Origin of the sequence: Janthinobacterium rivuli, from assembly GCF_009208735.1 — a bacterium.
Classification (GTDB): Bacteria; Pseudomonadota; Gammaproteobacteria; order Burkholderiales; family Burkholderiaceae_D; genus Janthinobacterium.
In genome coordinates, this window is sequence record NZ_WFLJ01000006.1 from 61,637 (window position 1) to 86,113 (window position 24,477).

The window sequence follows — 24,477 nt, forward strand, 5'->3', positions numbered from 1 at the left end:
ATGGCAATCGAAAACCTGTTTGACAGCGCCAGCAGCGTCATGACGGTGGTTTCCTTTACGACGTTCGTGGGCATCCTGTGGTGGACGTTCAGCCGCAGCAACAGCGACTTCGACGCGGCGGCACGCCTGCCGTTCGCCGACGACGCATTGGACTATCCGGCCGAGGCCGAGATGAACCTGGCGAAGGAGCATAACCATGGCTGACTTTACCAATGGCTTCTGGAATATCTATGTGATCGTGCTGTCCCTGCTGGGCATCATCGGCTGCGGCGTGCTGCTGTACTCGCAGTCGAAGGTGAAAGTGGCCGCCGGCGCCCCCGCCGACGGCACCACGGGCCACGTCTGGGACGAGGACTTGAAGGAACTCAACACGCCGATGCCGCGCTGGTGGATGTGGCTGTTCTACATCACCATCGTCTTCGCGCTGGCCTATCTGTTCCTGTATCCGGGCCTGGGCAACTACGCCGGCAGCCTGGGCTGGAAATCGACGGGCCAGTACGAGGAAGAGCTGAAAAAGGCGGAAGCCGACTACGGTCCCCTGTTCAACAAGTACCTGAGCCAGGACTTGAAGACGGTGGCCGCCGATCCGCAGGCGCAAGCCATCGGCCAACGTCTGTTCCTGACCTACTGCGCGCAATGCCACGGTTCGGATGCGCGCGGCAACAAGGGCTTCCCGAACCTGACCGACAAGGACTGGCTGTATGGCGGTGAACCCGACATCATCAAGACCACCATCATGCACGGCCGCAATGGGCAGATGCCACCGATGGGCGCCGCCCTGGGCTCCGAAAAGGATGTCGAGAACGTGGCCCATTATGTGCTGAGCCTGTCCGGTTCCACCTCGGACCCTGTCAAGTCCGTGCTGGGCAAGGCCAAGTTTGGCGCCTGCATGGCCTGTCACGGCGCCGACGCGAAGGGCAACCAGATGCTGGGTGCGCCCAACCTGACGGACAAGATCTGGCTGTACGGCGGCAGCGCCGATACCATCATGGAAACCGTACGCAAGGGACGCAACAACACCATGCCGGCTTTCAGCGACTTCCTCGGCGAATCCAAGGTACACGTGCTGTCGGCGTATGTCTGGAGCCTGTCGAATCCCCAGACGCCCGTGAAATGATGTAATGGAACCTCAAGTCATCAAGATGTATGCGGCCCGCGAGCAAATCTACCCTCGCGAGGCCAAAGGACGCTACGCTACCTGGCGATGGGTATGCGTATGGCTTACCCAGCTGGCGTTCTACGGCTTGCCGTGGTTGACCTGGAATGGCAGGCAAGCCCTGCTGTTCGATTTGACCACGCGCAAGTTCTACATTTTCGGCGTCGTGCTGTGGCCCCAGGATTTCATCTATCTGGCGGCCCTGCTGATTATCTGTGCGTATTTGTTGTTCCTCGTCACGGCCATTGCCGGGCGGGTGTGGTGCGGGTTCTCTTGCCCGCAAACGGTATACACGGAAATTTTCCTGTGGGTCGAACGCCGCATCGAGGGCACGCGCAGCGCGCGCATGGCCCTCGACAAGCAGGGCCCCTCCGTGCGCAAGGCCTTCAAGAAGACGGCCAAGCACCTGGCATGGGGCGCCATCGCCCTGTGGACGGGCTTTACCTTTGTCGGCTACTTCACGCCGATCAAGGAACTGGCGCACTCGGTGACCACCCTCAATTTCGGTCCCTGGGAATGGTTCTGGGTCTTGTTCTACAGCCTGGCAACCTACGGCAACGCGGGCTGGCTGCGCGAGCAGGTGTGCAAATACATGTGCCCCTACGCGCGCTTCCAGAGCGCCATGTTCGACCAGGACACCCTGATCATCACCTACGATACCAAGCGCGGCGAACCACGCGGTGCACTGAGCAAGAAGGCCGGCAACAACGACAAGCTGGGCGATTGCATCGACTGTACCCTGTGCGTGCAGGTGTGTCCGACCGGCATCGATATCCGCAACGGCCTGCAGTATGAATGCATCGGCTGCGCCGCTTGCGTCGATGCCTGCAACAGCGTGATGGACAAGGTCGAGCGGCCACGGGGACTGATACGCTACAGTACCGACCATGCGATGGAAAACAACTTCAATTCGAAGCAGATACGCCAGCGCGCCATGCGCCCGCGCGTCCTGATCTACACTTCCATCCTGGCCCTGATCATCATCGCCGTATGCACTTCGCTGGCGCTGCGCACGCCCCTGAAAATGGACGTGATCCGCGACCGCGGTTCGATGGGACGCGAAGTGGAAGACGGCATGATCGAAAACGTCTACCGCTTGCAGATCATGAACACCTCGGAGCAAACCCAGCATTTTAAAATCAGCGCTTCCGGCTTGCCGGGCCTGACCTTGCTGACGCGCGAAGAAGTGACCTTGCAGCCGACGGAAACGCTGGGCTGGCCGATCCGCCTGCGCGTGCCGCACGGGGTTGGCGAGAAGGGTTCGAACAAGATTGCGATCGAATTGCACTCGCTGGACGACCCATCGCTGCATGTGCGTGAAAGCGCGGTCTTCATCGTGCCACGCTAACTTTGATGTGGGGGTCGGACCCTGCGGGTCTGACCCCGGCATTTCGCCGTTGGGGTACCGGCTATTTATTTCAACCCAGAAGCAAATTTCAACCCAGAAGCAAATACTGGGGTCAGACCCACAGGGTCTGACCCCTAGGAAAAACACCATGTCCAAAACTGCAAAACTGCAAGCCCCCGCCGACCCGTGGTACAAGCATCGCTGGCCATGGCTGCTGATGATCGGCCCCGGCCTGTCCGTGGTCGTCGGCAGCTTCATGGGCTATATCGCGTTTACGCAGCCCGATGCGCTGGTGGTGGGCGATTATTACAAGCAGGGCAAGGCGATCAACCAGGATTTGAAGCGCGACACGATCGCCAGCGACCTGGCGATGGATACGAGCCTGTCGTACGACGTGGCGTCGGCGCGCCTCAGTGGTTCCGTGCACAGCTTCGGCAAGGCTTACCAGGGGCCTTTGCAGCTGCACCTGGCGCATGCGACGTTGCCGGAAAAGGATATCAAGCTGCTGGTGCAACCCGATGCGGCCGGCAATTTTTCCGTCGCGCTGCCGATGCTCGAGCGCAGCCGCTGGCAAGTGCTGGTGGAAAACGACAAACGCGAGTGGCGCCTGTCCGGCATCTGGACCTGGCCGCTGCAACGCAGCATCGCGCTGCATGCGGACGAGGAACTGTAAGTCTTACTTGCAGACGTCCGTGCCGGCCGTGATGGCTTTTAATTTCGCCGGCTGCAGGATCTCGATCTCGCGGTTGGAGACGCGCAGCCAGCCTTCCTTCTTGAACTTGGACAGCAGGCGGCTGACGCTCTCGATGGTCAGGCCCAGGTAGTTGCCGATTTCCTCGCGCGACATGCGCAGCTGGAATTTGCTGCTCGAATAGCCGCGCGCCTCGTAGCGCGACGCCAGGTTGACGATGAAGGCGGCAAAGCGCTGCGTCGCCTGCATATTTCCCAGCAACAGCATGACGCTTTGCTCGCGCGTGATTTCCTGGCTCATCATGCGGTGGAAGTGGCGCAGCAGGGTCGGCATATTGCCCAGCAATTGTTCCAGGCTGGAAAACGGGATTTCACACACTTCGCTGTCTTCCAGCGCCACCGCGTTACAGTGGTGGCGGTCGGCGCTGATGGCGTCCATGCCCAGCAGTTCACCCGCCATCTGGAAACCCGTCACCTGTTCTTCGCCGCCCGGATTGATCTGGTACGTCTTGAAGTGCCCCAGGCGGATCGCGTACAGGTTCTGGAACGAGTCGCCGATGCGGAACAGCGAGGCGCCGCGCACGATCTTGCGACGGCGGCCGATGATCTGGTCCAGCCTGTCCATGTCGCCCACATCGAGGCCCATCGGCAGGCACAGTTGATGCATGCTGCAGGTCGAGCATCGCGCACGCAACGCTTCCACGTTCACGGTGGGCAAGGTTGGAGAGAGTAGCGCTTCAGTCATGTCGGTACCTTTTAGAAAATGCAACAACAAGTTTACTGCATCCGGGGTTGCCGTGTGCCAATTTCACCGCAATTTCACTGAATAAACGACGTTCTGACTTTAATTATATGGCAACATCGTCAAAAGCCCATGCGGGGAGGGCCATTTGCGTGGCGACGCTTGCCAAGTTGATGTATTGATAGGAAAATTCCTAACAGCATTATCTGCCGCCTGTGCCGCACGGTACTGAAAAGGAAATCATGAAGCCTCTCGGCATTAAAGCAAAAGTCGCGCTGGCCACCAGCCTGACCTCGATCGCCATGATCGCGCTGGTCACCATGATACAGGTGCAGCACATGCGCGACGACTTCACCCGAGTATTGCTGAGCCAACAGTCATCCCTGATCACCCGCACCGCTGCCGAGCTCGACGACAAGCTGGGCATGCTGCTGCAGATCGTCACCCTGACGGCCAAACAGCAGCCGCCGGAGCTGATCGCCCAGCCTGCAAAGCTGCGCGAATACTATGCGCGCCGCTCGATGCTGGTGCTGTTCGATGACGTGCTGGTGCTCGATGCGCAGGGCGTCATCGTGGCCGACATGCCGGAAGTGGCGGGGCGCGCCGGCATCAGCGTGGCCGAGCGCGAGTATTTCCAGACCGTGCTGCGCACGCGCCAGCCGATGATCACCGAACCGATGCTGGGCAAGTCGAGCGGCATGCCCATCGTGCAAATGGTGGCACCCGTGCTGGCCGCCGATGGCCGGGTGGCCGGCGTGGTGATCGGCGTGCTGCGCCTGTACAAGGACAACCTGCTGGGCCGCCTGCGCTCGGAAAAGGTCGGCAAGAACGGCTATTACTTCATCCTCACGCGCGGCGCCGTGCCGCGCTACGTGCTGCATCCCGATACGAGCCGGCTGCTGCAACCGCGCCAGCCGAACGCCAACCTGACGACCACCCGGCTGCTGCAGGAAGATGGCGAAGGCAGCATGGTCAGCACCAACAGCCGCGGCATCACGGCCGTCAACAGCTTCAAGCGCCTGAAATCGGTGAACTGGCTGCTGGCCGCCTCGCTGCCCCTCGACGATGCCTTCGAACCGTTCGATGGCGTGCTGTACCGGCTGGTGCTGTGGAGCATCCTCGCCTCGCTGCTGGCGGCCTTTGTACTGGGCTGGGTCACCGTGCGCCTGCTGTCGCCGCTGGTGCGCCTGCGCGATACCCTGCTGGCCCTGCGCACCAGCGGCAGCCGTTTCACTCCCGTGCCGGTGCAGCAGCGCGACGAGATCGGCGAACTGACGGAAGCGTTCAATGGCCTGATGAGCGAACGCGACCGCCTGCAGCAGGAACTCGAAGCGCGCGCGGCGGAGCTGGAACAGGAGCGCGACCGTGCCGAGGCGGCCAACCGCGCGAAGAGCGATTTCGTGGCAAACATGAGCCATGAAATCCGCACGCCCCTCAATGCCGTGCTGGGCATGGTGTATTTGCTGGGCAATACCAAACTCGACACGGAACAGCGCAAATATCTGACCATGGTCAGAGTGGCGGGCCAGTCGCTGCTGGGCATCCTCAACGACGTGCTCGATTATTCGAAGATCGAGGCGCGCCGCATGGAATTGTCGCCCGTCGAATTCGACCTCGACGAAGTCATGAATACCCTGGCCACGACGATGACGATGAACGCGGGCGAGAAGGAGCTGGAACTGGCCATCGCCGTCGAGCCCGACGTGCCGCGGCGCCTCGTGGGCGACGCCCAGCGCCTGCAGCAGATTCTCGTCAACCTGGCCGGCAACGCCATCAAGTTCACCGAGAGCGGCGAAGTGGTGGTGGCCGTCAGCCTGGTCGAGAGCGAGAGCGGCCGCGCCTGGCTGCGCTTCGAAGTGCGCGACACAGGCATCGGCATGACGGAACTGCAGCAACAGCAGCTGTTCGCCGCGTTTTCACAGGGCGACCAGAGCATCACGCGGCGCTTCGGCGGCACGGGCCTGGGCCTGGCCATCAGCAAGCAGCTGATCCACATGATGGGCGGTGACATCGCCGTCGCCAGCAGCGAAGGCAAGGGCAGCCGCTTCTGGTTCAGCGTGCCCTTCGAGATGCTGGCGCAGCCGGCCGAAACGCGGCGCACGCCGACCTTGGGCCAGCTGCGCCTGCTGGTGGCCGACGACAACCGCACCACGCGCGAACTGATCGTCAAGCTGATCGAGGCGTGGGGCTGGTTGGCCGACGAAGTCGACTCCGGCTTCGCCGCCATCGAACTGTACCGCGAACGCCTGGCGCAGCAGCAACCGTACGACGTGGTGCTGGCCGACTGGCACATGCCCGTCATGGATGGCCTGGCCACGGCCAAGGCCATCCGCCAGGCGGCTGCCGGCCAGCGCCAGCCCATCGTGGTGATGGTCAACGCCTTCGCCCGCAACCACCTCGAGGAAATCTCCAGCGCGGCCGAGGCCGACGTCGTGCTGATGAAGCCGATCACGGGCTCGAGCCTGTTCGATGCCCTGCACCAGGCGCTGATCGCGAAGAACGACGGCGGCGAGCAGCGCATGCTGCACCAGCCGCTGGGCACGGAACTGGCCGGCGTGCATTTCCTGCTGGTGGAAGACAATCATTTGAACCAGGCCGTGGCGCGCGGCATCCTCGAACACATGGGCGCCACCCTGGACGTGGTGGGCGACGGCTTGCAAGCCGTGGAACGGCTGCGCACGGAAGCGCTGCGCTACGACATCGTGCTGATGGACATGCAGATGCCCGTCATGGACGGTTTCAGCGCCACCCACATCATCCGCTCGGAACTGCGCCTGAACCTGCCCGTGATCGCCATGACGGCCGGCGTGCTGGCGTCCGAGCGCGAGCGCTGCATGACGGCCGGCATCAGCGACTTCATCGCCAAGCCCGTGGTGGTGGAAGAGATGATGGAAGTCATCCTGCGCCACCTGCCCAAGCGCCCGCAAATGCAGACGGCCGAGCCGGCGCCCGTCGCCGACGAGGAAGTGTTTTCCATGGCGCCGCTGATGCGCGTGATGGGGCGCGACGCGAAAGGGCGCGGCGTGCTGCGGCGCATGGTGGAAGACGCGCTGAACAAAGGCATGACGCCCGTGCGCGACGCCGAAACGGCCTTGCAGGCCGGCCGCCACAGCGACGTGGCGCGCATCCTGCACGGCGTGCGCGGCTCCGTGGGCACCCTGGGCACGAAACGCCTGATCCGCGCCGCCTTCGCCACCGAGGAAGCCATCAATGCGGGCCGCCTGGACGCCGTGCCGGCGCTGCTGGCGCACACGGCGCAGGAGCTGGAGCAGGCGCTGGCGGCGGCGTCCGATTGGTTGTCCAGGCTGAAGGATTAGGCTCGTTTGAACCCAAGAGATAAAGGCCGGGGTCGTACCCTCAGGGTACGACCCCAGTCCTTGCTTTGGGTTTAGGCGGGCACGCCCAGAATCACGCTGGACGCCTTGAACATCGCCGTCACATTGCTGCCGATCTCGATGCCCAGCTCGGTGCAGCTCTGATTCGTGATGATGGCGGCGATGGTGCCGCCGCGCGGCAAGTCCAGCACCACTTCCGTGTTGACGGCGCCCGTCTGCACGCGCGTCACGCTGCCGCTCAACTGGTTGCGCGCGGAAAAGCGCGCCCCTTCGCTGTCCGTCACGAGGATGATGGACGAGGCCTTGATCAGCGCGAACGCTTCCGCGCCCGGCACCAGGCCCAGGCTGGCGCTGCTGCCCTGCGTGACGATGGCAACGATGTGCTGGCCGCCCGGCAATTCCAGCGTGACTTCGTCGTTGACGGCGCCCTGTTTCAGTTCGGCCACCTTGCCCAGGAATTGATTGCGTGCCGTGGTTTTCATGGCCATTCTCCGTATGAGTAACAAATCGTCGGCGATGCCTTCGGCCTGACTGCCCAGCTGGCGCAGGTAGCGCGCATGCTCGCGCTCGATGATGCGGAAATTGTCGACCAGTTGGCGCCCCCGCGGGGTCAGGCGCGTGCCGCCGCCGCCCTTGCCGCCCGTCAAGCGCTCGACCAGCGGTTCGCCGGCCAGGTTGTTCATCGCGTCGATGGCGTCCCAGGCCGCCTTGTAGCTCATCTTGACAAGCTTGGCCGCCTGCGTGATGGAGCCGCATTCGGCGATGGCGCCCAGCAATTCCACCCGGCCGGCGCCGCCCAGGTGCTCTCCGCCCACCGTCATCCATACCGAGCCTTGCAGGCCGATTTCCGCTGCCGCTGATTTATCCAATGCGTTCACCCAATACCATGTGTTCTTCCCTGTTATCGATCTGTCCGTCGCGCAAGTACAGCACATGCTCGCCCAGGATGCGCGCGTCTTCCGGATCATGCGTGATCAGGATCATGGGCACGTCCAGGCGCTGCTGCCACTGGCTCAGTTCCAGGCGCATTTTGACACGCAGGGCCGGATCGAGGGCGGCAAACGGCTCGTCGAGCAGCAGCGCGTCTGGCTCGGCCACGAGCGCCCTCGCCAGCGCCACTCGCTGGCGCTGGCCTCCGGACAACTCGTCGGGATACTGGTGCGCCAGTTCCTGCAAGTGGAAGGCATCGAGCCAATGCTCGACCTTCTGCAATTTTTCCCGCGCGCGCGGGTTGAACCATCCCCGGCTCAGGCCAAAGCCCACGTTCTGGCGCACCGTCAGGTGCGGGAACAGCGCGTAATCCTGGAACAGGTAAGCGACATTGCGCTGCTGCGGCGGCAAATTGATGCCGGCGGCCGAATCGAACAGGGTGCGGCCGTTCAAACGGATATGGCCTGCGTCCGGCGTGAAGAGTCCGGCAATGGCTTTCAGGGTCATGCTCTTACCGGCGCCGGACGGGCCATACATGGCGATGCGCTGGCTGCCGGAGGTGCATTGCACCTGCAGGTCGAAACGGCGTTTGCCGGAGCGCAAGGTGGCGCGCAGGTCGAGGTCGAGTTGCATGGGCATCATCATAGACCTCATTTGTGCGCGATGCGCCCGGGCGCCAGGCGGCCCGCCGACAGCAGCACCACGATGCAGACGAAGGAGGTGATCAGCACCAGCGTATTGGCCACGTCGTCCTGGCCCGCCTGCACGGCTTCATACACGGCCACCGACAGGGTCTGCGTCTTGCCGGGGATGCTGCCGGCCACCATCAGGGTGGCGCCGAACTCGCCCAGCGCGCGCACGAATCCCAGCAGCACGCCGGCCAGGATGCCGCGCCACGCCAGCGGTAACGTGACGCGGAAAAAGATCGCCAGCTCCGAGATGCCCAGCACGCGGGCCGCCTGCTCCAGCTGCCCGTCGACGGCCTCGAAGGCGGCGCGCGCCGGCTTGAAGACGAGGGGAAAGGCGACCACGGTGGAGGCGATCACGGCGCCCTGCCACGTAAAGATGAGGTTGATGCCGAAGTTATCCTGCAGCCAGATGCCCAGGGTGCCGCGCCGGCCCAGCAGCACCAGCAGGTAATAGCCGAGCACGGTGGGCGGCATCACCATCGGCAGGGTCAAGAGGGCGTCGAGCAACTCGCGCCCGGGAAAGCGCGTGCGCGCCAGCAGATAGCCCGTGCCGATGCCTAGCAGCAAATTGAGCGCCGTGGCCCAGGCCGCTACCTTGAGCGACAGGGCCAGCGCGGTCCAGGCGATATCCATGCGGGCGCGGTTGCGTTATGGTTTCTTGAAACCGTATTTGGCGAGGATGGCTTGCGCTGGCGCCGTCTGCAGGTAGCTGACGAAGCGCTTCGCTTCGGCCGCGTTGCCGCTGCCCTTGATGGTGGCGATCGGATACAGCACGGGGGCGTCCAGCGGCACGTCCAGCACCACGTTGACCTTGTCTTTCATGATGGCCGCGTCGGTGGCGTAGACGAAGCCCGCATCGACTTCGCCGCGCGCCACGTAATCGAGCGACTGGCGCACGTTCTGCGTGCCGATGGCTTTCGGCTGCACGGCGTCCCACAGCTTGGCCTTCTTCAGCGCGCCTTCGGAGTAACGGCCGACGGGCACGCTGGCCGGGTTGGCGATGGCCACGCGGGTCACGCCCTTGTGCGTCAGGTCGGCCAGGCTCTTGATGCCCAGCTTGCTGTCATGCGGCACGATCAGCACCAGGCTGTTGCCGACGAAGTCCTGGCGGTCGGCCGGCAGGACGAGGCCCTGCTTTTGCGCCGCATCCATGGTTTCCTGGTCGGCCGAGGCAAACACGTCCACGGGCGCGCCCTTGACGATCTGCTGCAGCAGCACGCCAGAGGCGGCGAAGTTCAGGGACACCTTGCTGCCCGGATACTGCGCCTCATAGCCTTGCGCCGCATCCTTGAACGCGTTCGTCAGGCTGGCCGCGGCCGACACCACCACTTCGCCGGCGAAGGCGGAGGTGGCGGCGGTGGCCAGCAGGGCGGTGCCGAGGAGCTTGGCGAGGGAGGTGAGGCGCATGATCGTATCCTTGTAAAGTGAACGGTGAACAAGGAGCGTAATATACACTGATATATAGCGTTCTGCCATTCTCCAAGTCAAGAGGGATGAACTTGCTTCAAGTACGCATTACGTGAAGGAGCCAGGGTCTTCCTTCAGACAAGGCCACAGCCATATGGAAGTAACTGCTAGCAGGGATAGCAACAGATGCCAAGATTATGTCCGCATGGCAGACAATGACGCTGCGACGGCAGCGTCATTGTGCGCCTCCTCGGCGTCGGCACGCATCTCGCGCGTCAATCCGTAGGGCTGCGTGCTGCCGAAGCAGTCAGGCGCGTGCGGCTGACCGGACTTGGCCGCCGGCGCCTTCCTGCGGCTCGCCGCGACCCACCGCGCCGCCTCTCCGGTAGAGTATCAAGGTCGCCACCAGCCCGCATAGTGCCGCGAAACTCATCCACAGGCCGGGCGAGGCCTTGTTGGCGGTCAGCTCGATCAGATAGGTCGATATGGCGGGCGTAAATCCGCCGAAGACGGCGGTGGCAAGGCTGAAGGCGAGTGAGAAGCCGACTACCCGGACGTTGACAGGCATGACTTCTGTCAACGCGACCACCATGGCGCCGTTGTACATACCGAAATAGAACGAGAACAACAGCAATACCGCCAGCAAATACCCGAAGCTGGGGTTGGCAACCAGCCACAACATCGCAGGGTAAGCGGTCAGCAGCGCCAGCAGGGAGATGCTGACCAGGATGGGTTTGCGGCCGATGCGATCCGATAGCGCGCCGCCGACTGGCAGCCAGATGAAATTGGACAGGCCCACCAGCAGCGTGACCAGCAGGCTGTCTGCCGTACTCAAGTGCAGCACGCTACGGCCGAAGGTCGGCGTGTAGACGGTGATCAGGTAGAAAGTGGTGGTCGTCATCGCGACGAACAGCATGCCGGTCAGTACCGTACGCCAGTTCCGCAGCATCGATTCGAATACTTCTCGGGTGTCGGGGTGATGGCGGCGCGCCTGGAACTCTGCGGTCTCCTGCAGGCTTTTGCGCAGAATGAAGATGAAAGGCACGATTGCGCAGCCGATAAGGAACGGGATGCGCCAGCCCCACGCGGCCACCTCCTCCGGCGACAGCCACTGATTCAAGCCGTATCCCAGCGCCGCCGCCATCACGATGGCGACCTGTTGGCTGGCCGATTGCCATGCGGTGTAGAAGCCTTTGCGGCCCGGCGTGGCGATCTCCGCCAGGTAGACTGAAACGCCGCCCAGTTCTGCCCCGGCCGAGAAACCTTGCAGCAAGCGGCCGATCAGCACCAGCACGGGCGCGAACAGGCCGATCGATGCGTATCCTGGAACCAGCGCAATAAGGACCGTGCCGCTGGCCATGATCGAGAGCGTGACGATCAGTCCCTTGCGGCGGCCAACCTTGTCGATGTAGGCGCCAAGGATGATCGCGCCGAGCGGGCGCATCAGGAAACCAGCGCCGAACACGGCGAACGTCAGCATCAGCGACGCGAATTCGCTATCGACTGGAAAGAATACCTTTGAAATGTAGTGCGCGTAGAAGCCGAACAGGAAGAAGTCGAACTGTTCGAGAAAGTTACCGCTGGTCACACGTAGTACGGCGCCGAACTTCGATGGGGGTGCTGCAACCGTAGTAGCGCCTGTATGGCTAATTTTGCCGGTCATGTTGGTGTCTCCGTATTTTTTTGGTTATGCCGTTGGTCTTGACCGCGATGCGCCTGGCAAAGGCGTCATCGGAAGTGACACGTTTCCTGCTCAGTCGTCTCCCAGTTGCAGCGGGTTCGGCTGGCGCTTCTCGATCGCCCACTTGAGAAGGGCCGCGCTGCGGAATATGCCGTGGGCAAACTTGCCGTATGGCAGTGTGAGGAACAGCGCCATCACCGTGCCGAGGTGAAGGCACAGCACCAGTGTCAGGGCGGGGGTGGCGCGCGCCAGCATCAGCATCAGGCCGCTCGCGGCCGTCAAAAACAGCAGTGCAATGAAGCCGCGATCCATCGGTTTCTGGGCGGCATCGCCTTGCAGGGGATGGCGACGCAGGTTCAACACGAACAGGCCGGCGGTACCGAGCAGCAGCGCAACGCCGCCGCTGATGCCCAGCAGCTTGGGGAGGCTGCCGAAAGCGTAGGGCGCCTCCCAACCGAACAGATAGTGATACAGGGTGGCCACGCTGGTGGCCGCGAAGCACAGCATGAAGCCGTAAAACGTCAAGTGGTGGCAGCGCCGCCGTGCCACCGAGAAGGCATCGTCGGCGTTGTTGCAGCCAGCGCCATGCCCGCCGCCCAAAAATTTCAGGCGCAGTACCTTGTCGGCGGCGTCACCGACGGCGGCGGCCGAAGCGGCGCCGGGCGTGACGTCGCGCCAGAAGCGCCGCACGCCCAGGCCCAGCGCCAGCAGCGCGAACAGGAAGATGGGCGCGAACAGGCTCACCATCAGGTTGTGCGGAAAGACCGCATAAAAGCTGGCTCCCGTCGCGCGCTGCAGCAGCGAGCCCTGGCGGCTGGCGGCCAGCGCCAGGAACAGCGCCAGCCCAACCACCAGCGCCAGCGACAGCGCCAGGCCGTTGCGTTTGTACAGCGCCCCCAAGGCAGGCGGCCAGGCATAGTCGGTATAGGTTTCGAGGCGCACCTTGGCCATGGCCTGCGGCACGTTGATGGCGAATTCGTGCGGCGGCGCGTATTGGCACGCATGCAGGCACGCGCCGCAGTTGTGGCACAGGTTGGCCAGGTAGTTGATGTCGGCCTTGTTGAACTCCAGCCGCCGTGTCATGGCGGGAAATACGGCGCAGTAGCCTTCGCAATAACGGCAGGAATTGCAGACCGTCATCTGACGCCCGACTTCGGCCTCATTCGCGCTCAGGATAGGGATAGTGGGATAGCCGCCCTTGGCCAGCGTACTGGCCTCGCGCGTCAGGGATTCAAGCTGTTGCATGGTGTACTTTCTTTGCAGCGAGTGCTGCCTGAGTGCCGGCGATGCGCCCGAAGGCAGTGCCGATGGCCATGCCGACGCCGGCGGTGTAGCCTTGGCCAAGCACGTTACCGGCCATCATTTCACCGGCGACGAAGAGATTGGGACTGGGGCGGCCGCCAAAGTGCACGGCGGCACGTTCGTCAACCTTCAGGCCCAGGTAGGTGAAGGTGACGCCCGGGCGCAACGCGTAGCCATAGAATGGCGCGGTGTCGATCGGCCGCGCCCAGTGCGTCTTGGCTGGCGCCAGGCCCGCAGTGCGGCAATCGTCGAGCGCGGTGTGGTCGAAGTTACCGGGACGGCAAGCGGCGTTGTAATCCTGCACGGTCTGGACGAGGGCCTGTTCAGGCAGGCCGAGCAGGCGGGCCAGTTCGGGCAGTGTGTTGGCCACGGTGCCGGGAAAAACAGGCGGCATGAAGCGGCCGATGGCTTTCTGGTCGGTGATGGAGTAGGCGATCTGGCCCGGCTGCTGCGCCACCAGTCGGCCCCAGATTGCGTAGCGCTTGGGCCAGAAGTCCTCGCCCTCGTCGTAGAAACGGTCGCCTTCGCGATTTACCACGACGCCGAGCGAGACACAGTCGATGCGGGTGCAGATGCCGCCGTCGTAGAGCGGCGCGCGGGCGTCGATCGCCACCATGTGGGCCTGGGTCGGGTCACCGATCGCATCGGCGCCAGCAGCGATCATGTGCTTGAGTAGCACGCCTTCGTTGAAGCGCGTGCCACGGATCAGAAAATTGTCGGAAGGCCATTCGCCGCGCGCGTTCTGGCCCCAGGCTTCACGCAGCCATTCGCGGTTCGACTCGAAGCCGCCGGCCGCCAGCACACAGCTTTTCGCGGCGATGCGTTCGCCCTTGGCAGTATGCACGGCAACAAAGCGGTCGCCGTCGAGCTCGACGGACACCACCGGCGTGTCGTAGCGCACCTCGACGCCGAGCTGTTCGGCGCTGCGGAAATACGCGTTCACCAGGGCCTTACCGCCGCCCATGAAAAAGGCGTTGGTGCGGGCCACATGCAGGGCACCGGACAGCGGCGGCTGGAAATGCACGCCATGCCGGCGCATCCAGTCGCGGCAGCTCGACGAGGCGCGAATGGCAAGACGCGCCAGCTTCTCATCGGTGATACCGCCAGTGACCTTGAGCAGATCCTGCCAGTATTCCTCCTCGGAATAAGCATCGATCAGCACGTCTTGTGGCGCATCATGCATGCAGCGCAGGTTGCGCGTGTGCTGCGAGTTGCCGCCGCGCCATTCGCGCGGCGAAGCCTCGATCAGCAGGACCGAAGCGCCCGCTTCGCGCGCCATCAAGGCCGCACACAGTGCCGCATTGCCGCCACCAATGACCAGTACATCCACCATCGAATACCTCCTTGTTGTGGGGTAAATTCTAGGTGGACTGGTTCAACTCCGGTAGTCGCCAGTTAGACAAGCCGCATTCATGATTCGTGAAGACTTGCGCCAGGCCATGCGGCACCGGCGACCAATTCACGCACGACGTCGCGCAGCACGATGCGGGTAGCCAGCACCGCCGGCGAGAGCTCATCCTCAGGCAGACTGGCCAGCAGGTTGCGGCGGCGCACGCCAGCGTCCGCCACCTGCACCAGCCGCACCGCGGAGGCGGGAAGGCGCGAGGTTGCCGCGCCGGGCTGGATGGTCGCCGCCAGCCCGGCACGGACGACATCCATCAGGATAGCCAGGCCGTCGATGTCGGCAACGATGTTCGGTTCGCACCTGGCTTGCGCAAACGCGGTCGCCACGATCGCCCGCAAGCCGTGGGTGCCGCTCGGCATGGCCAAGGGCAAGGCGCCGATCTCCCGGAGGCGCACTTGCTTGCCCTTTGGCATGCCAATCAGCTGTGGAGAGCCGATGACAAACAGGCTTTCATCGAGGAGCGGCGTCGCACTCAGGCGTTTGGCCGCGTCCGTCTCGAACAGGATCGCCAGGTCGAGTTGGCGCGCGTTGAGCATGGCCGCGAGGTTGCCTGACAGGCTTTCGACAAGATGCAAACGGATGTCTGGATAGCGGGCACGCAAGCCGTTCATGAACGGCAACGCCAGCACCGACGCCGTCGATGGCGCAAGACCGACGCTCACGTGCCCGGACAGGCGCGCGTGCTGCGCGGCGCGGGCCGCCTCATCGACATGGCGCAGTGCCAGCTGCGCCTGGCGCCAGAAGGCAAAGCCGGCGTCAGTGGGGACGACGCCCGTCGTCGTGCGGCGTAACAGGCGGGTGGCGAGTTCGCCCTCCAGCCGGCTGATTTGCTGGCTGAGGGTAGACGTGACCACGCCCAAGTCTGCGGCCGCCCGGCCCATGCTCCCCAATTCGACGACGCGGATGAAATAGCGGAGCTGCCTTAGTTCCATGGTTCACCGGTGCAATGAAACGAGGATAGTAGCATGCGTCATTGTGCAGCTAAGACCTGCATGCGGACACGGCTTCAGCCATACTTGCTCACTGCCACCTCCTCGTCGCGCCGCGCATAGCGCTGCGCGATCACGGCGCAGATCATCAATTGAATCTGGTGGAACAGCATCAGCGGCAGGATCACCATGCCCAGCGAGTGGGTGGCAAACAGCACCTTGGCCATCGGCACGCCGCTGGCAAGGCTTTTCTTCGAGCCGCAAAAGACGATGGCGATCTCGTCTTCCTTGCTAAAACCGAGGCGGCGGCTGATGAACGTCATCAGGCCCAGCACCAGCGCCAGCAGCAAGATGCTGAACAGGCCCAGCGCCACCAGGGTTTCCACCGAAATCGTATGCCACAGGCCTTCGCTGACGGCTTCGCTGAAGGCCGTGTAGACCACCAGCAAAATGGAGCCCTGGTCGACGAATTTCAGCATGGCCTTGTGGCGGTCGACCCAGCGGCCGATCCAGCGGCGCAGGAACTGGCCGGCCAGGAAGGGCAGCAGCAACTGCATGACGATGGAGAGCACGGCATCGACCGAGGACTTGCTTTCCGCACCCTTGGCCACCAGCAAGCCGACGAGAATCGGCGCGAGGAAGATGCCGATGAAATTCGAGGCCGAGGCGCTGCAGATGGCGGCCGGCACATTGCCGCGCGCCATGGCCGTCAGCGCGATCGACGATTGCACGGTGGACGGCAAGGCGCACAGGAACAAGATGCCCACGTACAGCTCGGGCGTGAGGAAGGTCAGCGCCAGCGGGCGCAGGGCCAGGCCCAGCAGGGGAAACAGAATAAACGTGCTGGCCAGCACCAGCAAGTGCAAGCGCCAGTGCATGACACCGGCCACCACGGCTTCGCGCGACAGCTTGGCGCCGTGCAGGAAGAACAGGGCGCCGATGGCGACGGTGGTGACATGGCCGAACACCACGGCCGTCTGGCCCGTGCAAGGCAGGAAGCTGGCCAGCGCCACAGTGACGAGCAGGGCGATGGTGAAGTTATCGGGTTTCAGATTGCGCAGCAGGGCAGCGGGGGAGAAAGATGACATGCGGTAGCCTGGTAACGGCGCAGCCTTGCAACACTGCGCCATGGATGACAAACAGCGACGGGAGCGGCGCCAGTGCTGGCTATTCTACCTGTATTGCCCAATTCCTTGCCTGATGGCATGGCCTGGCTTTTCGGCGCAAACCGTGCGGACAAAAAAAATGCCCTGTCCGCAGACAGGGCAACCCGGAGTAAAGTACAGCGCGAGGGCAATTAGCCGGCGGCTTTGACTTTCAGCTCGTTCTTGATTTCTTTCACGCCGCTCACGGAAGCGACGATCTGCACGACGCGGTCACCCGCTTCGGCGCTCGGCACGTCGCCCGACAGGACGACGACGCCTTGCTGGGTTGCCACCTTGACTGGCAGGGTAGCGGCTTGCGCATCGGCGCTCAGGGCGGCCTTGGCCGAGGAAGTGATGGTTTCATCAGGGACGGCGGCGGCGGCGTTGGCGGCAACGACAGTCTTAGCAGGAGCTTGTGCTTTTGGTGCGGAGTCAGCTGCATGCGAAGCGGTGATCGAGGCGCCCGACAGTACGACAGCGGCGACCAGGGTATTGAACAGTTTCGATGTTTGCATGGTAGTTCCTCTCAATGAAGTTAAAAGCTTCTTACTTGGATAAAGCAACACTTTGAAGCGTCACACCTACCCCTACAGCAAGCGCCGTGCCAGCTTTTAAAATTCATTCAAAATCAATGACTTACATGCAAAGTCGATTTTTTCCGCGCGTTTCCACCGGATCTGGCTCGAAAAACGGGGTTTTTTGTCGCCTGACAGCGACAGCCTGTGTCAACAATATCAATGTTTTACAATAAGTCGTTGATTATTAATACTTTATTTTTGTCGCTATTCAGCGACAGGGTCGCCGTCGGCGCGGAACAGGGCCGGCGTCAACTCGTATTTCTGCAATAAACGGTAGAACTCCGTGCGATTGCGGTCGGCCAGGCGGGCCGCGTCGGCCACGTTGCCATCCGTCAGGCGCAGCAGTTGAATCAGGTAGTCGCGCTCGAAACGCTGCTTCGCTTCGTTATAGCTGAGCGCTTCCAGCGATGGCACGCGCAGGGCACGCTGCACCAGGGACAAGGGCACCAGCGGCGCCGTGGCCAGCGCGCACACTTGCTCGACGACATTGACCAGCTGGCGCACATTGCCGGGCCATGGCGCGGCCACCAGCGCCGTGAGGGCGTCGGGCGCGAAGCCGTTCAACGGCTTTTGATACTTGGCCGCCAGCTTCTGCAGGAAATGGTTCGCCAGCAGAGAAATGTCTTCGCGGCGCTCGGCCAGCGGCGGCAAGGTCAAGGTCACAACATTGAGGCGGTAATACAGGTCTTCGCGGAATTGCCCCTCCTGCATGGCCACGTCGAGGTCGCGGTGCGTGGCGGACAGCAGGCGCACGTCCACCGGACGCGTCTGGTCGGCGCCGACGGGGCGCACGGCCCGCTCCTGCAGCACGCGCAGCAGTTTCACCTGCAGCGGCAAGGGCATGTCGCCGATCTCATCCAAAAACAGGGTGCCGCCATCGGCCGCCTGGAACAAGCCTTCGCGGTTGCCGACGGCGCCCGTAAACGCGCCTTTCACGTGGCCGAACAGTTCCGATTCCAGCAGCTGCTCGGGAATGGCGCCGCAGTTGACGGCGATGAATGGCGCCTTGGCGCGGCGGCTGGCGTTGTGCAGCGCGCGGGCCAGCAATTCCTTGCCCGTGCCGCTGGGGCCGCGGATCAGGATGCTGGCGTCCGATCCCGCCACCAGCTTGGCTTCGGCCAGCAGCTCGGCCATCTGCGAACTACGGCTGATCAGTTCGGCGCGCCAGCTCTCGTCGCCGGATGCCGGCGCCGGCATGACGGTGGACAAGTTGATGGCGTACGCCACTTTTTCCATCAGCAGCTTGCCGTCGAACGGTTTCGTCAGGTAGGCAAACGCGCCGCGCGCCGTCGCGTCGACGGCGTCGGGGATGGTGCCGTGGGCCGTCAGCAAGATGACGGGCAGGGCCGCATGCTGGCGGCGGATTTCATCGAACAGGGCCAGGCCGTCGCGGCCCGGCAATTGCACGTCGGTAATGACCAGGGCCGGCAATTCCACGGCCAGGCGCGCCAGCGCCGCTTCCGCGCTGCCCACGGCCGTCACGCGATAATTGCCCGCCTTCAAGCGGATGGTCAGCAGGCGCAGCAGGTCGGGATCGTCGTCGACCAACAAGATGTGGGCGAGCTCGCTCATTTCGGCGCTCCCGCGGCGGGGCGCACGGACAGGCTGCGCTCGATGTTTTTCAGCGCCTCGAGTTTTTCATTGAGCAAGTCGATGCGGCGCTGGGCGTCGCGCAGCTGGGTGTTGAGCTTGTCGATGCTCTCTTCCTGGCGGCGCAGTTCCGCATACTGGCTGGCCAGCAATTGCGCCAGCGGCGCCAGCAGTTGCGCCTCCTTGCCCGTGGCCGTCAGCAAGGGTTCCAGCAAGGCTTGCGCGCGGGCCAGGTCGCCGGGACCGCGCACGGCCGCTTGCAGCATGGCGCGGCGCAGCGTGTTGGACGGCGCGTGGTCGGCCTTCGCCAGGTCCAGTTGCGCCTTCACCAGTTCCGACGGCGTCATCAGGCGCAGGGCGCCTTGATACGCCAGCAGTTCGGTCAGCTGGGGGTCGGCCACCACCACCACGCGCGGCGGCGTTTGCACCAGCACGGGCGTCTGGGTGGGGGGCTTGGCGGCGCAAGCGCCCAACAGCAGCGCGCAGGCGGCCAGAGCGGCCAGGGGAAGTCTCGTCATCATAAGGGCAGTTCTATCCGAAAATGCGCGCCGGCGGAGCGCGGTAAAAGAGTGACGCTGCCATCGTGGGCGGCGATATATTCGCGCACGATGGACAGGCCGATGCCATTGCCGTTGCGCGCGCCCACCGCCTGGCGCACTCCCTGGTAAAACGGTTCAAAAATACGCGCGGCATCCTCGGGCGCCACGCCGGCACCTTCGTCGATGCAGTCGATGCGCACGCGGCCGCCTTCGCAGGACAGAGCAAAGCGCACGGTGCCGCCTTCCGGGCTGAAGCGCACGGCATTCGACAGCAAATTCGCCAGGGCCGTGGCCAGCTTGTCGCGGTCGGCCGGCACGATCAGCGACGCGCCCTGCACTTCGACCGTCAGGCGGCGCGCCAGCCATTGCAGGCGCTGCCCGGCCACCACATCGTGCAGCAAGACCAGCAAGTCGACCTTGCTGCGCGCCAGATGCTGGGCGTCAAAAGCGGCGGTATTGTAGCGCAGCAAGTCTTCGATCTGGGTTTGCAGCGACGCCGTGTTTTGCTGCAGGATGCCGGCGATTTCGCGCTGGCCATCGCTGAGCTTGCCCGCCACCTCGTCTTCCAGCAAGGCCACGCCTTCGCGAAGGGCCGCCAACGGGGTTTTCAGCTCGTGCGAGATGTGGCGCAGGAAGCGCTCCTTGTCGGCATCGAGGTCCGCCAGACGCTGGCGCAGCCAGTCAAGCTGCTGGCCCAGGCGGCGCGTGTCGGCCGGGCCGCCGACGACGATGGGCTGGTCGTAGCGCTTCTCGCCCAGACGCTCGATGGCCGTCTCGATGCGGCGCAGCGGACGCGACAATAGAAAGCCGAAGCAGGTGGCCAGCACGGCCGCCAGCAGCACGGCGCCGCCCACCAGCACGCCCAGCACGCGGCGCTGGCGTTCCAGCTCGGCCAGCAGAGCGTCGTTGCGGCTGCCGATTTCCGTCTTGCTTTCGCGCGCCAGACTGTCATTGATCTGCGTCATGCGGGCAAACGCGCGGTACACGACGGCATGGCCATCGCGCTTGCGGCGCTTACCCGCTTGCAAGACTTCCCAGGCCGCTTGCGCCTGCACCGTCCATTCGTCGGCCAGCTGGGGAGCGAACTCGGGCGTGGCCCGGTTCAGCACTTGCAGCGCCGCCGTCGCTTCATCGCGGGCCGCCGCGTAACGCTCGCGGAACACGGGGTCGTCCAGCACGAGAAATTGGCGCGCGCTGCGCTCCATGGCCAGGGTGCGCTCGGACAGGCGCTGCGACTGTTCCGTCAGGGCAATCGCCTGCGCCGCCGTCTCGCGCCCCAGCCGCGCCAGGTGTTCCAGGGTCAGCAGGGCTTGCACGGAGGTGGCCGTCAAAATGCCCGTCGTCAAAATGAAGGCGGCAAATAACAGTTGGCGAAAGGAAAGTCGGGACAAGGTAAGGGCCTTCGGTTCAGTCTGGAGTGCAAAAGGCGCATGGTACGCTAAGCGTTCATTCGGAGACGCCACCCACCAAAATATAGTCAATTTCACAAGACTGTCGCTTTTCCGGCCGCCGGCAAGGCCCCGGCGGCGGCACACGAATACTCCTAGTACAATAGGGAAAAACTTCACACAGGCATCAAACTGGCACCCGCCCTGGCATTGCGCCAGTTTGCCCCCATATGTGATGCAACCCCACCGACACTCCGAATCACCTACCGCAGAGATCCCATACCGCATGAGCACATTTGAAAAAGTCAGCAGCAACTTCATTCCAGTCTTGCAGGCAACCATCGAGCAATATGTCGAGCCAGCAACGGGCATGCGCCATATCCACATGCATACCGAGCAGGCTGAGATGGTGTTCCTGGTGGCCTTTCCCACTGTGCCGGAAGTGAGCGACGGGCGCGCCCACATCCTCGAACACCTGGCCTTGTGCGGCTCGTCCCGCTACCCGGTGCGCGACCCGTTCTTCTCGATGCTGCGCCGCTCGACGGCCACCTTCATGAATGCGATGACCTATCCGGACCGCACCGTGTACCCGTTCGCCAGCACCGACCGCAAGGATTTCTTCAACCTGCTCGACGTGTACCTGGACGCGGCCTTCTTCCCGAATCTCGATTACCTGAACTTCCGCCAGGAAGGCTGGCGCCATGCATTCGAAGGCGACAAGCTGGTGTACCAGGGCATCGTCTTCAATGAAATGAAGGGCGCTTTCAACAGCCCCATGCGCGCGCTCGACAGCGGCATCGCCAGCGCCTTGCTCAAGGGTACGACGTATGAAGTGGAATCGGGCGGCGATCCGCTGAATATCCCCGAGCTGACGCATGACATGCTGAAGGAATTCCACGCCAGCCACTACCATCCTTCGCAAGCCGTGATCATGACCGCCGGCAATATCGAAGCGTCGGCCGTGCAGCAGCAAGTGGCCGAACGCGTGTTGTCCAAGCTCAGCGGCTTTAGCCCGCGCCGTTTGCCGCAGCTGGCGCCCGCCTGGACGGCGCCGCAGGAAAACGTGGTGAAAATTCCATCGCAGGAAGCGCGCGACGATGAATTCGGCCTGCAATTCGCCTGGCTGATGGGCGAGTCGAGCGACCCGATCGCCTACTACCACGCGCATCTGCTGTCGCACGGCTTGCTGGGCGAATCGTCGGCGCCCGTCATGCGCGCCATGGAATCGGCCGGCTATGGCCGCCCATCGGACATGAATGGCCGCGACGCGGGCATCCGCCAGATGGTGTTCCACATTGGCATGGAAGGTTTAACGCAAGAACAGATCGCCGACGCGCACCAGCGCATCTGGACGGCGCTGGAAGAGACGGCGCAAGAAGGCATACCCGCCGCCGTGCTGCACGCCGCCTTGCGCGACATCAAATACAGCCAGCGCGAAATCAGCAGCGGCCGCATGCCGTACGGCCTGGGCCGCCTGCTGCACGCGCTGCCGCTGGCCATGTACGACGGCAACGTGATGGACGCCTTCGACAATGCGGCCATCCTGGAAACGCTGGAACAGCAGATCGAAGATCCGGAATTCTTCAAGCAGCTGGTGCGCGAGCTGATCGCCAACCCGACCCGCCTGACGACGCACGTGGTGCCCGACAGCGCCTACTTCACGGACCGCGCCGCCCAGGAAGACGCCAAGCTGGCGGCCCTGCAAGCGCAGCTGACGGACGCCGAACGCGAGCACATCGTGGCCGAGTCCGCCGCCTTGGAAGCGCATCAGCAATTGCCGTCGAATTCGGAAGTCTTGCCGCGCATCCGCCCTGGCGACGTCAGCGCCGCGCCGCGCCCGGCCTTGCCGATTCCCGCCGCCGTCGACGGCGCCGTGGCCTTCAGTATCGCCTCGAACGGCATCAGCTATGCCAACGTGCTGTATGACGTGTCGGGCTTGCCGGAAGCGTCGTGGCCATGGCTGCGTCTGTACACGGACCTGGCGCCGGAACTGGGCGTGGGCGACATGTCGTTCGACGACGCCAGCGCCTGGCGCCAGAGCATGGTGCCGTCGTTCCACATCGGCCTGGAAGCCATTCCTCGCCCGCAACAAGCGATGCGCGTGGAACTGTCGTTCTCGGCCAGCGGCTTGCGCGAAGAACACGCGGCGATCGCCGCCGTGCTGTCGGCCTGGATCGCCAAGCCCCGCTTCGATGAAGAAGAGCGCTTGGCTTTCCTGATCGAAAGCCTGGTGCAGGACAAATTGAGCAGCCTGGCCGAATCGGGCAACCGCTACGCCATGCTCGCCTCGGCGGCGCCGCTGTCGCCCACGCGCCGCTTCGACGACATCGTCGGCGGCCCGGCGGCCTTGCCGTTCTACCGCCGTTTGCAGCAGCTGAGCAAGACGTCCGAGGGCTTGCAGGAAATCGCGCGCGAGCTCGACACCCTGCACGCGCACATCATCGCCCAGCCGCCGACCGTGCTGTGCGCCGGCCTGGAGCAGGATGGCCTCACCCTGGCCCGCTTGCTGGAATTGCCGGCGGCCGGCACGGATGCGGCCACGCCAAGCGACACGCCAGCACCGGCCGCCTTGCCTCTGGCCAACACGGCCCTGCATGCGACGAGCCAGATCAACCATTGCTTCGTTTCCTGGGCCGTGCCTGGCGTGCACAATCCGGACGCATCCGCCCTGGCCGTCGCCGCTGAACTGATGACCAACCAGGTGCTGCATACGGCCCTGCGCGAAAAAGGCGGCGCATATGGCGGCAGCGCCAGCTACGCGGCCGGCGCAGGTACCTTCACGTTGAGTTCCTACCGCGATCCGCGCCTGGCCGGCACCTTCGCCGACTTCGGCACGACCCTGGATCAGATCCTCGACGGCGATTTCTCGCAGGAACAAGTGGAAGAAGCCATCATCTGCGTCATCAAGGGCCTCGACAAGCCGCACTCGCCGTACGCGGAAGCGCTGACGGCATGGAACATGCAGCAGCGCGGCACGACGGAAGCCGTGCGCCAGCAATTCCGCACCGGCGTGCTCAATTGCACCCTGGCGCAGATCAAGGACGTCACGCGCACCTGGCTGAAAAACGGCCAGCCGAGCCGCGCCGCGTTCGCGGGCAACACGACGCAAGACCTGGCCGGGCTGGACGTGGTTGATCTGCTGGCGCTGGCCAGCTAAGAGCGCTTTTCCGAATTCAATACCGCAACTATTGCGGTATTGAATTCGGCTCCATGAACATCAACTCCCATTGATGCCCATCGGGATCCTGGAAACTGTGGCCATACATGAAGCCGAAATCGATCGGCTCCTTGTAGAGGCTGCCGCCCGCCTGGACGGCTTTCGCCACCAGCGCATCGACTTCGCCACGGCTCTCGGCCGACAGGCACACGAGCACTTCCGTCGCCACCTTGGTATCGCACAACTGCTTGGGCGTGAATTGCTTGAATTTGTCGTGCGTCAACAGCATGACGAAGATGTCGTCGGCGACGATCATGCAGGTCGCCGTTTCATCCGTGAAATGGGCATTGAAGCTGAAGCCCAGCGCCGTGAAAAACGCCACGGAACGCTCGAGCGACTGGACGGGCAGATTGACGAAGATTTTGCGGGCCATCATGTCTCCTTATCGGTTATCGGGGTGATTGCT

Annotated in this window: 21 protein-coding genes; 6 read left to right on the top strand and 15 right to left on the bottom strand. The window is 63.6% G+C overall.

Going from position 1 to position 24,477, the window contains the following annotated elements:
* The 4 genes from GCN78_RS09345 to GCN78_RS09360 all read left to right on the top strand — a co-directional run bounded on the left by GCN78_RS09345 (position 1) and on the right by GCN78_RS09360 (position 3,177).
* On the top strand, positions 1-204 hold the full coding sequence (locus tag GCN78_RS09345; RefSeq protein WP_034752515.1) for a cbb3-type cytochrome oxidase subunit 3: 204 nt from the start codon (positions 1-3) through the stop codon (positions 202-204).
* The gene (gene ccoP, locus GCN78_RS09350; RefSeq protein ID WP_152251480.1) at positions 197-1,117 is read left to right on the top strand and encodes a cytochrome-c oxidase, cbb3-type subunit III; all 921 of its coding nucleotides are present in this window, start codon (positions 197-199) and stop codon (positions 1,115-1,117) included. The genes GCN78_RS09345 and ccoP overlap by 8 nt, the downstream gene beginning before the upstream one ends.
* A gap of 4 nt (positions 1,118-1,121) precedes the next feature.
* Positions 1,122-2,504, top strand: coding sequence for a cytochrome c oxidase accessory protein CcoG (gene ccoG / locus GCN78_RS09355; protein WP_152251481.1), 1,383 nt, complete (start codon positions 1,122-1,124; stop codon positions 2,502-2,504).
* A gap of 148 nt (positions 2,505-2,652) precedes the next feature.
* Entirely contained in the window at positions 2,653-3,177 is a 525-nt protein-coding gene (locus GCN78_RS09360; protein WP_152251482.1) for a FixH family protein, read from the top strand.
* Between the two features lie 3 nt (positions 3,178-3,180).
* Here GCN78_RS09360 and fnr read toward each other — a convergent pair whose 3' ends face one another.
* Positions 3,181-3,939, bottom strand: a complete 759-nt coding sequence (gene fnr, locus GCN78_RS09365) for a fumarate/nitrate reduction transcriptional regulator Fnr (RefSeq protein ID WP_152251483.1) — start codon at positions 3,937-3,939, stop codon at positions 3,181-3,183.
* A 239-nt stretch (positions 3,940-4,178) separates the two neighbouring features.
* Here fnr and GCN78_RS09370 point away from each other — a divergent pair, with 239 nt between their 5' ends.
* Positions 4,179-7,253, top strand: coding sequence for a response regulator (locus GCN78_RS09370; RefSeq protein WP_152251484.1), 3,075 nt, complete (start codon positions 4,179-4,181; stop codon positions 7,251-7,253).
* Positions 7,254-7,324: 71 nt separating this feature from the next.
* On the opposite strand, the gene GCN78_RS09375 is transcribed toward GCN78_RS09370, so the two are convergent.
* The 13 genes from GCN78_RS09375 to GCN78_RS09435 form a co-directional block, all read right to left on the bottom strand.
* The gene (locus GCN78_RS09375) at positions 7,325-8,092 is read right to left on the bottom strand and encodes a TOBE domain-containing protein (RefSeq protein WP_152251651.1); all 768 of its coding nucleotides are present in this window, start codon (positions 8,090-8,092) and stop codon (positions 7,325-7,327) included.
* 40 nt (positions 8,093-8,132) lie between these two features.
* Positions 8,133-8,834, bottom strand: a complete 702-nt coding sequence (locus GCN78_RS09380; RefSeq protein ID WP_152251485.1) for a sulfate/molybdate ABC transporter ATP-binding protein — start codon at positions 8,832-8,834, stop codon at positions 8,133-8,135.
* Positions 8,835-8,851: 17 nt separating this feature from the next.
* The gene (gene modB / locus GCN78_RS09385; RefSeq protein ID WP_071080084.1) at positions 8,852-9,523 is read right to left on the bottom strand and encodes a molybdate ABC transporter permease subunit; all 672 of its coding nucleotides are present in this window, start codon (positions 9,521-9,523) and stop codon (positions 8,852-8,854) included.
* A gap of 15 nt (positions 9,524-9,538) precedes the next feature.
* Positions 9,539-10,297: a molybdate ABC transporter substrate-binding protein gene (modA, locus tag GCN78_RS09390; protein ID WP_152251486.1), complete on the bottom strand. Its 759-nt coding sequence runs from the start codon at positions 10,295-10,297 to the stop codon at positions 9,539-9,541.
* 307 nt (positions 10,298-10,604) lie between these two features.
* Positions 10,605-11,960: an MFS transporter gene (gene tcuC, locus GCN78_RS09395; RefSeq protein WP_226939550.1), complete on the bottom strand. Its 1,356-nt coding sequence runs from the start codon at positions 11,958-11,960 to the stop codon at positions 10,605-10,607.
* A 90-nt stretch (positions 11,961-12,050) separates the two neighbouring features.
* Positions 12,051-13,223 (bottom strand): tricarballylate utilization 4Fe-4S protein TcuB, encoded by a 1,173-nt coding sequence (gene tcuB / locus GCN78_RS09400; RefSeq protein WP_152251487.1) that lies wholly within the window; start codon positions 13,221-13,223, stop codon positions 12,051-12,053.
* The gene (gene tcuA, locus GCN78_RS09405) at positions 13,210-14,613 is read right to left on the bottom strand and encodes an FAD-dependent tricarballylate dehydrogenase TcuA (protein ID WP_152251488.1); all 1,404 of its coding nucleotides are present in this window, start codon (positions 14,611-14,613) and stop codon (positions 13,210-13,212) included. The genes tcuB and tcuA overlap by 14 nt, the downstream gene beginning before the upstream one ends.
* 77 nt (positions 14,614-14,690) lie before the next feature.
* Positions 14,691-15,617 (bottom strand): LysR family transcriptional regulator, encoded by a 927-nt coding sequence (locus GCN78_RS09410; RefSeq protein ID WP_099761279.1) that lies wholly within the window; start codon positions 15,615-15,617, stop codon positions 14,691-14,693.
* 74 nt (positions 15,618-15,691) lie between these two features.
* Positions 15,692-16,702 carry a bile acid:sodium symporter family protein gene (locus tag GCN78_RS09415; RefSeq protein ID WP_152251489.1) on the bottom strand — a complete coding sequence of 337 codons (1,011 nt, stop codon included), beginning with the start codon at positions 16,700-16,702 and terminating at the stop codon, positions 15,692-15,694.
* A gap of 209 nt (positions 16,703-16,911) precedes the next feature.
* On the bottom strand, positions 16,912-17,274 hold the full coding sequence (locus GCN78_RS09420) for a BON domain-containing protein (protein WP_152251490.1): 363 nt from the start codon (positions 17,272-17,274) through the stop codon (positions 16,912-16,914).
* A gap of 267 nt (positions 17,275-17,541) precedes the next feature.
* Positions 17,542-18,909 (bottom strand): sigma 54-interacting transcriptional regulator, encoded by a 1,368-nt coding sequence (locus GCN78_RS09425; protein WP_152251491.1) that lies wholly within the window; start codon positions 18,907-18,909, stop codon positions 17,542-17,544.
* Positions 18,906-19,448 (bottom strand): hypothetical protein, encoded by a 543-nt coding sequence (locus GCN78_RS09430; RefSeq protein WP_226939551.1) that lies wholly within the window; start codon positions 19,446-19,448, stop codon positions 18,906-18,908. Before GCN78_RS09430 ends, GCN78_RS09425 begins: the two co-directional genes overlap by 4 nt.
* Positions 19,445-20,857, bottom strand: a complete 1,413-nt coding sequence (locus tag GCN78_RS09435) for a HAMP domain-containing sensor histidine kinase (protein ID WP_152251492.1) — start codon at positions 20,855-20,857, stop codon at positions 19,445-19,447. The genes GCN78_RS09430 and GCN78_RS09435 overlap by 4 nt, the downstream gene beginning before the upstream one ends.
* A gap of 283 nt (positions 20,858-21,140) precedes the next feature.
* Here GCN78_RS09435 and GCN78_RS09440 point away from each other — a divergent pair, with 283 nt between their 5' ends.
* A complete protein-coding gene (locus GCN78_RS09440) occupies positions 21,141-24,011 on the top strand; it encodes an insulinase family protein (RefSeq protein ID WP_152251493.1) in 2,871 nt (956 codons plus the stop codon).
* A gap of 28 nt (positions 24,012-24,039) precedes the next feature.
* Here the strand turns inward: GCN78_RS09440 and GCN78_RS09445 are convergent, their stop codons facing one another.
* Complete coding sequence (locus GCN78_RS09445; protein ID WP_152251494.1) at positions 24,040-24,444, bottom strand: VOC family protein; 405 nt, start codon at positions 24,442-24,444, stop codon at positions 24,040-24,042.
* Positions 24,445-24,477: the final 33 nt, after the last annotated feature.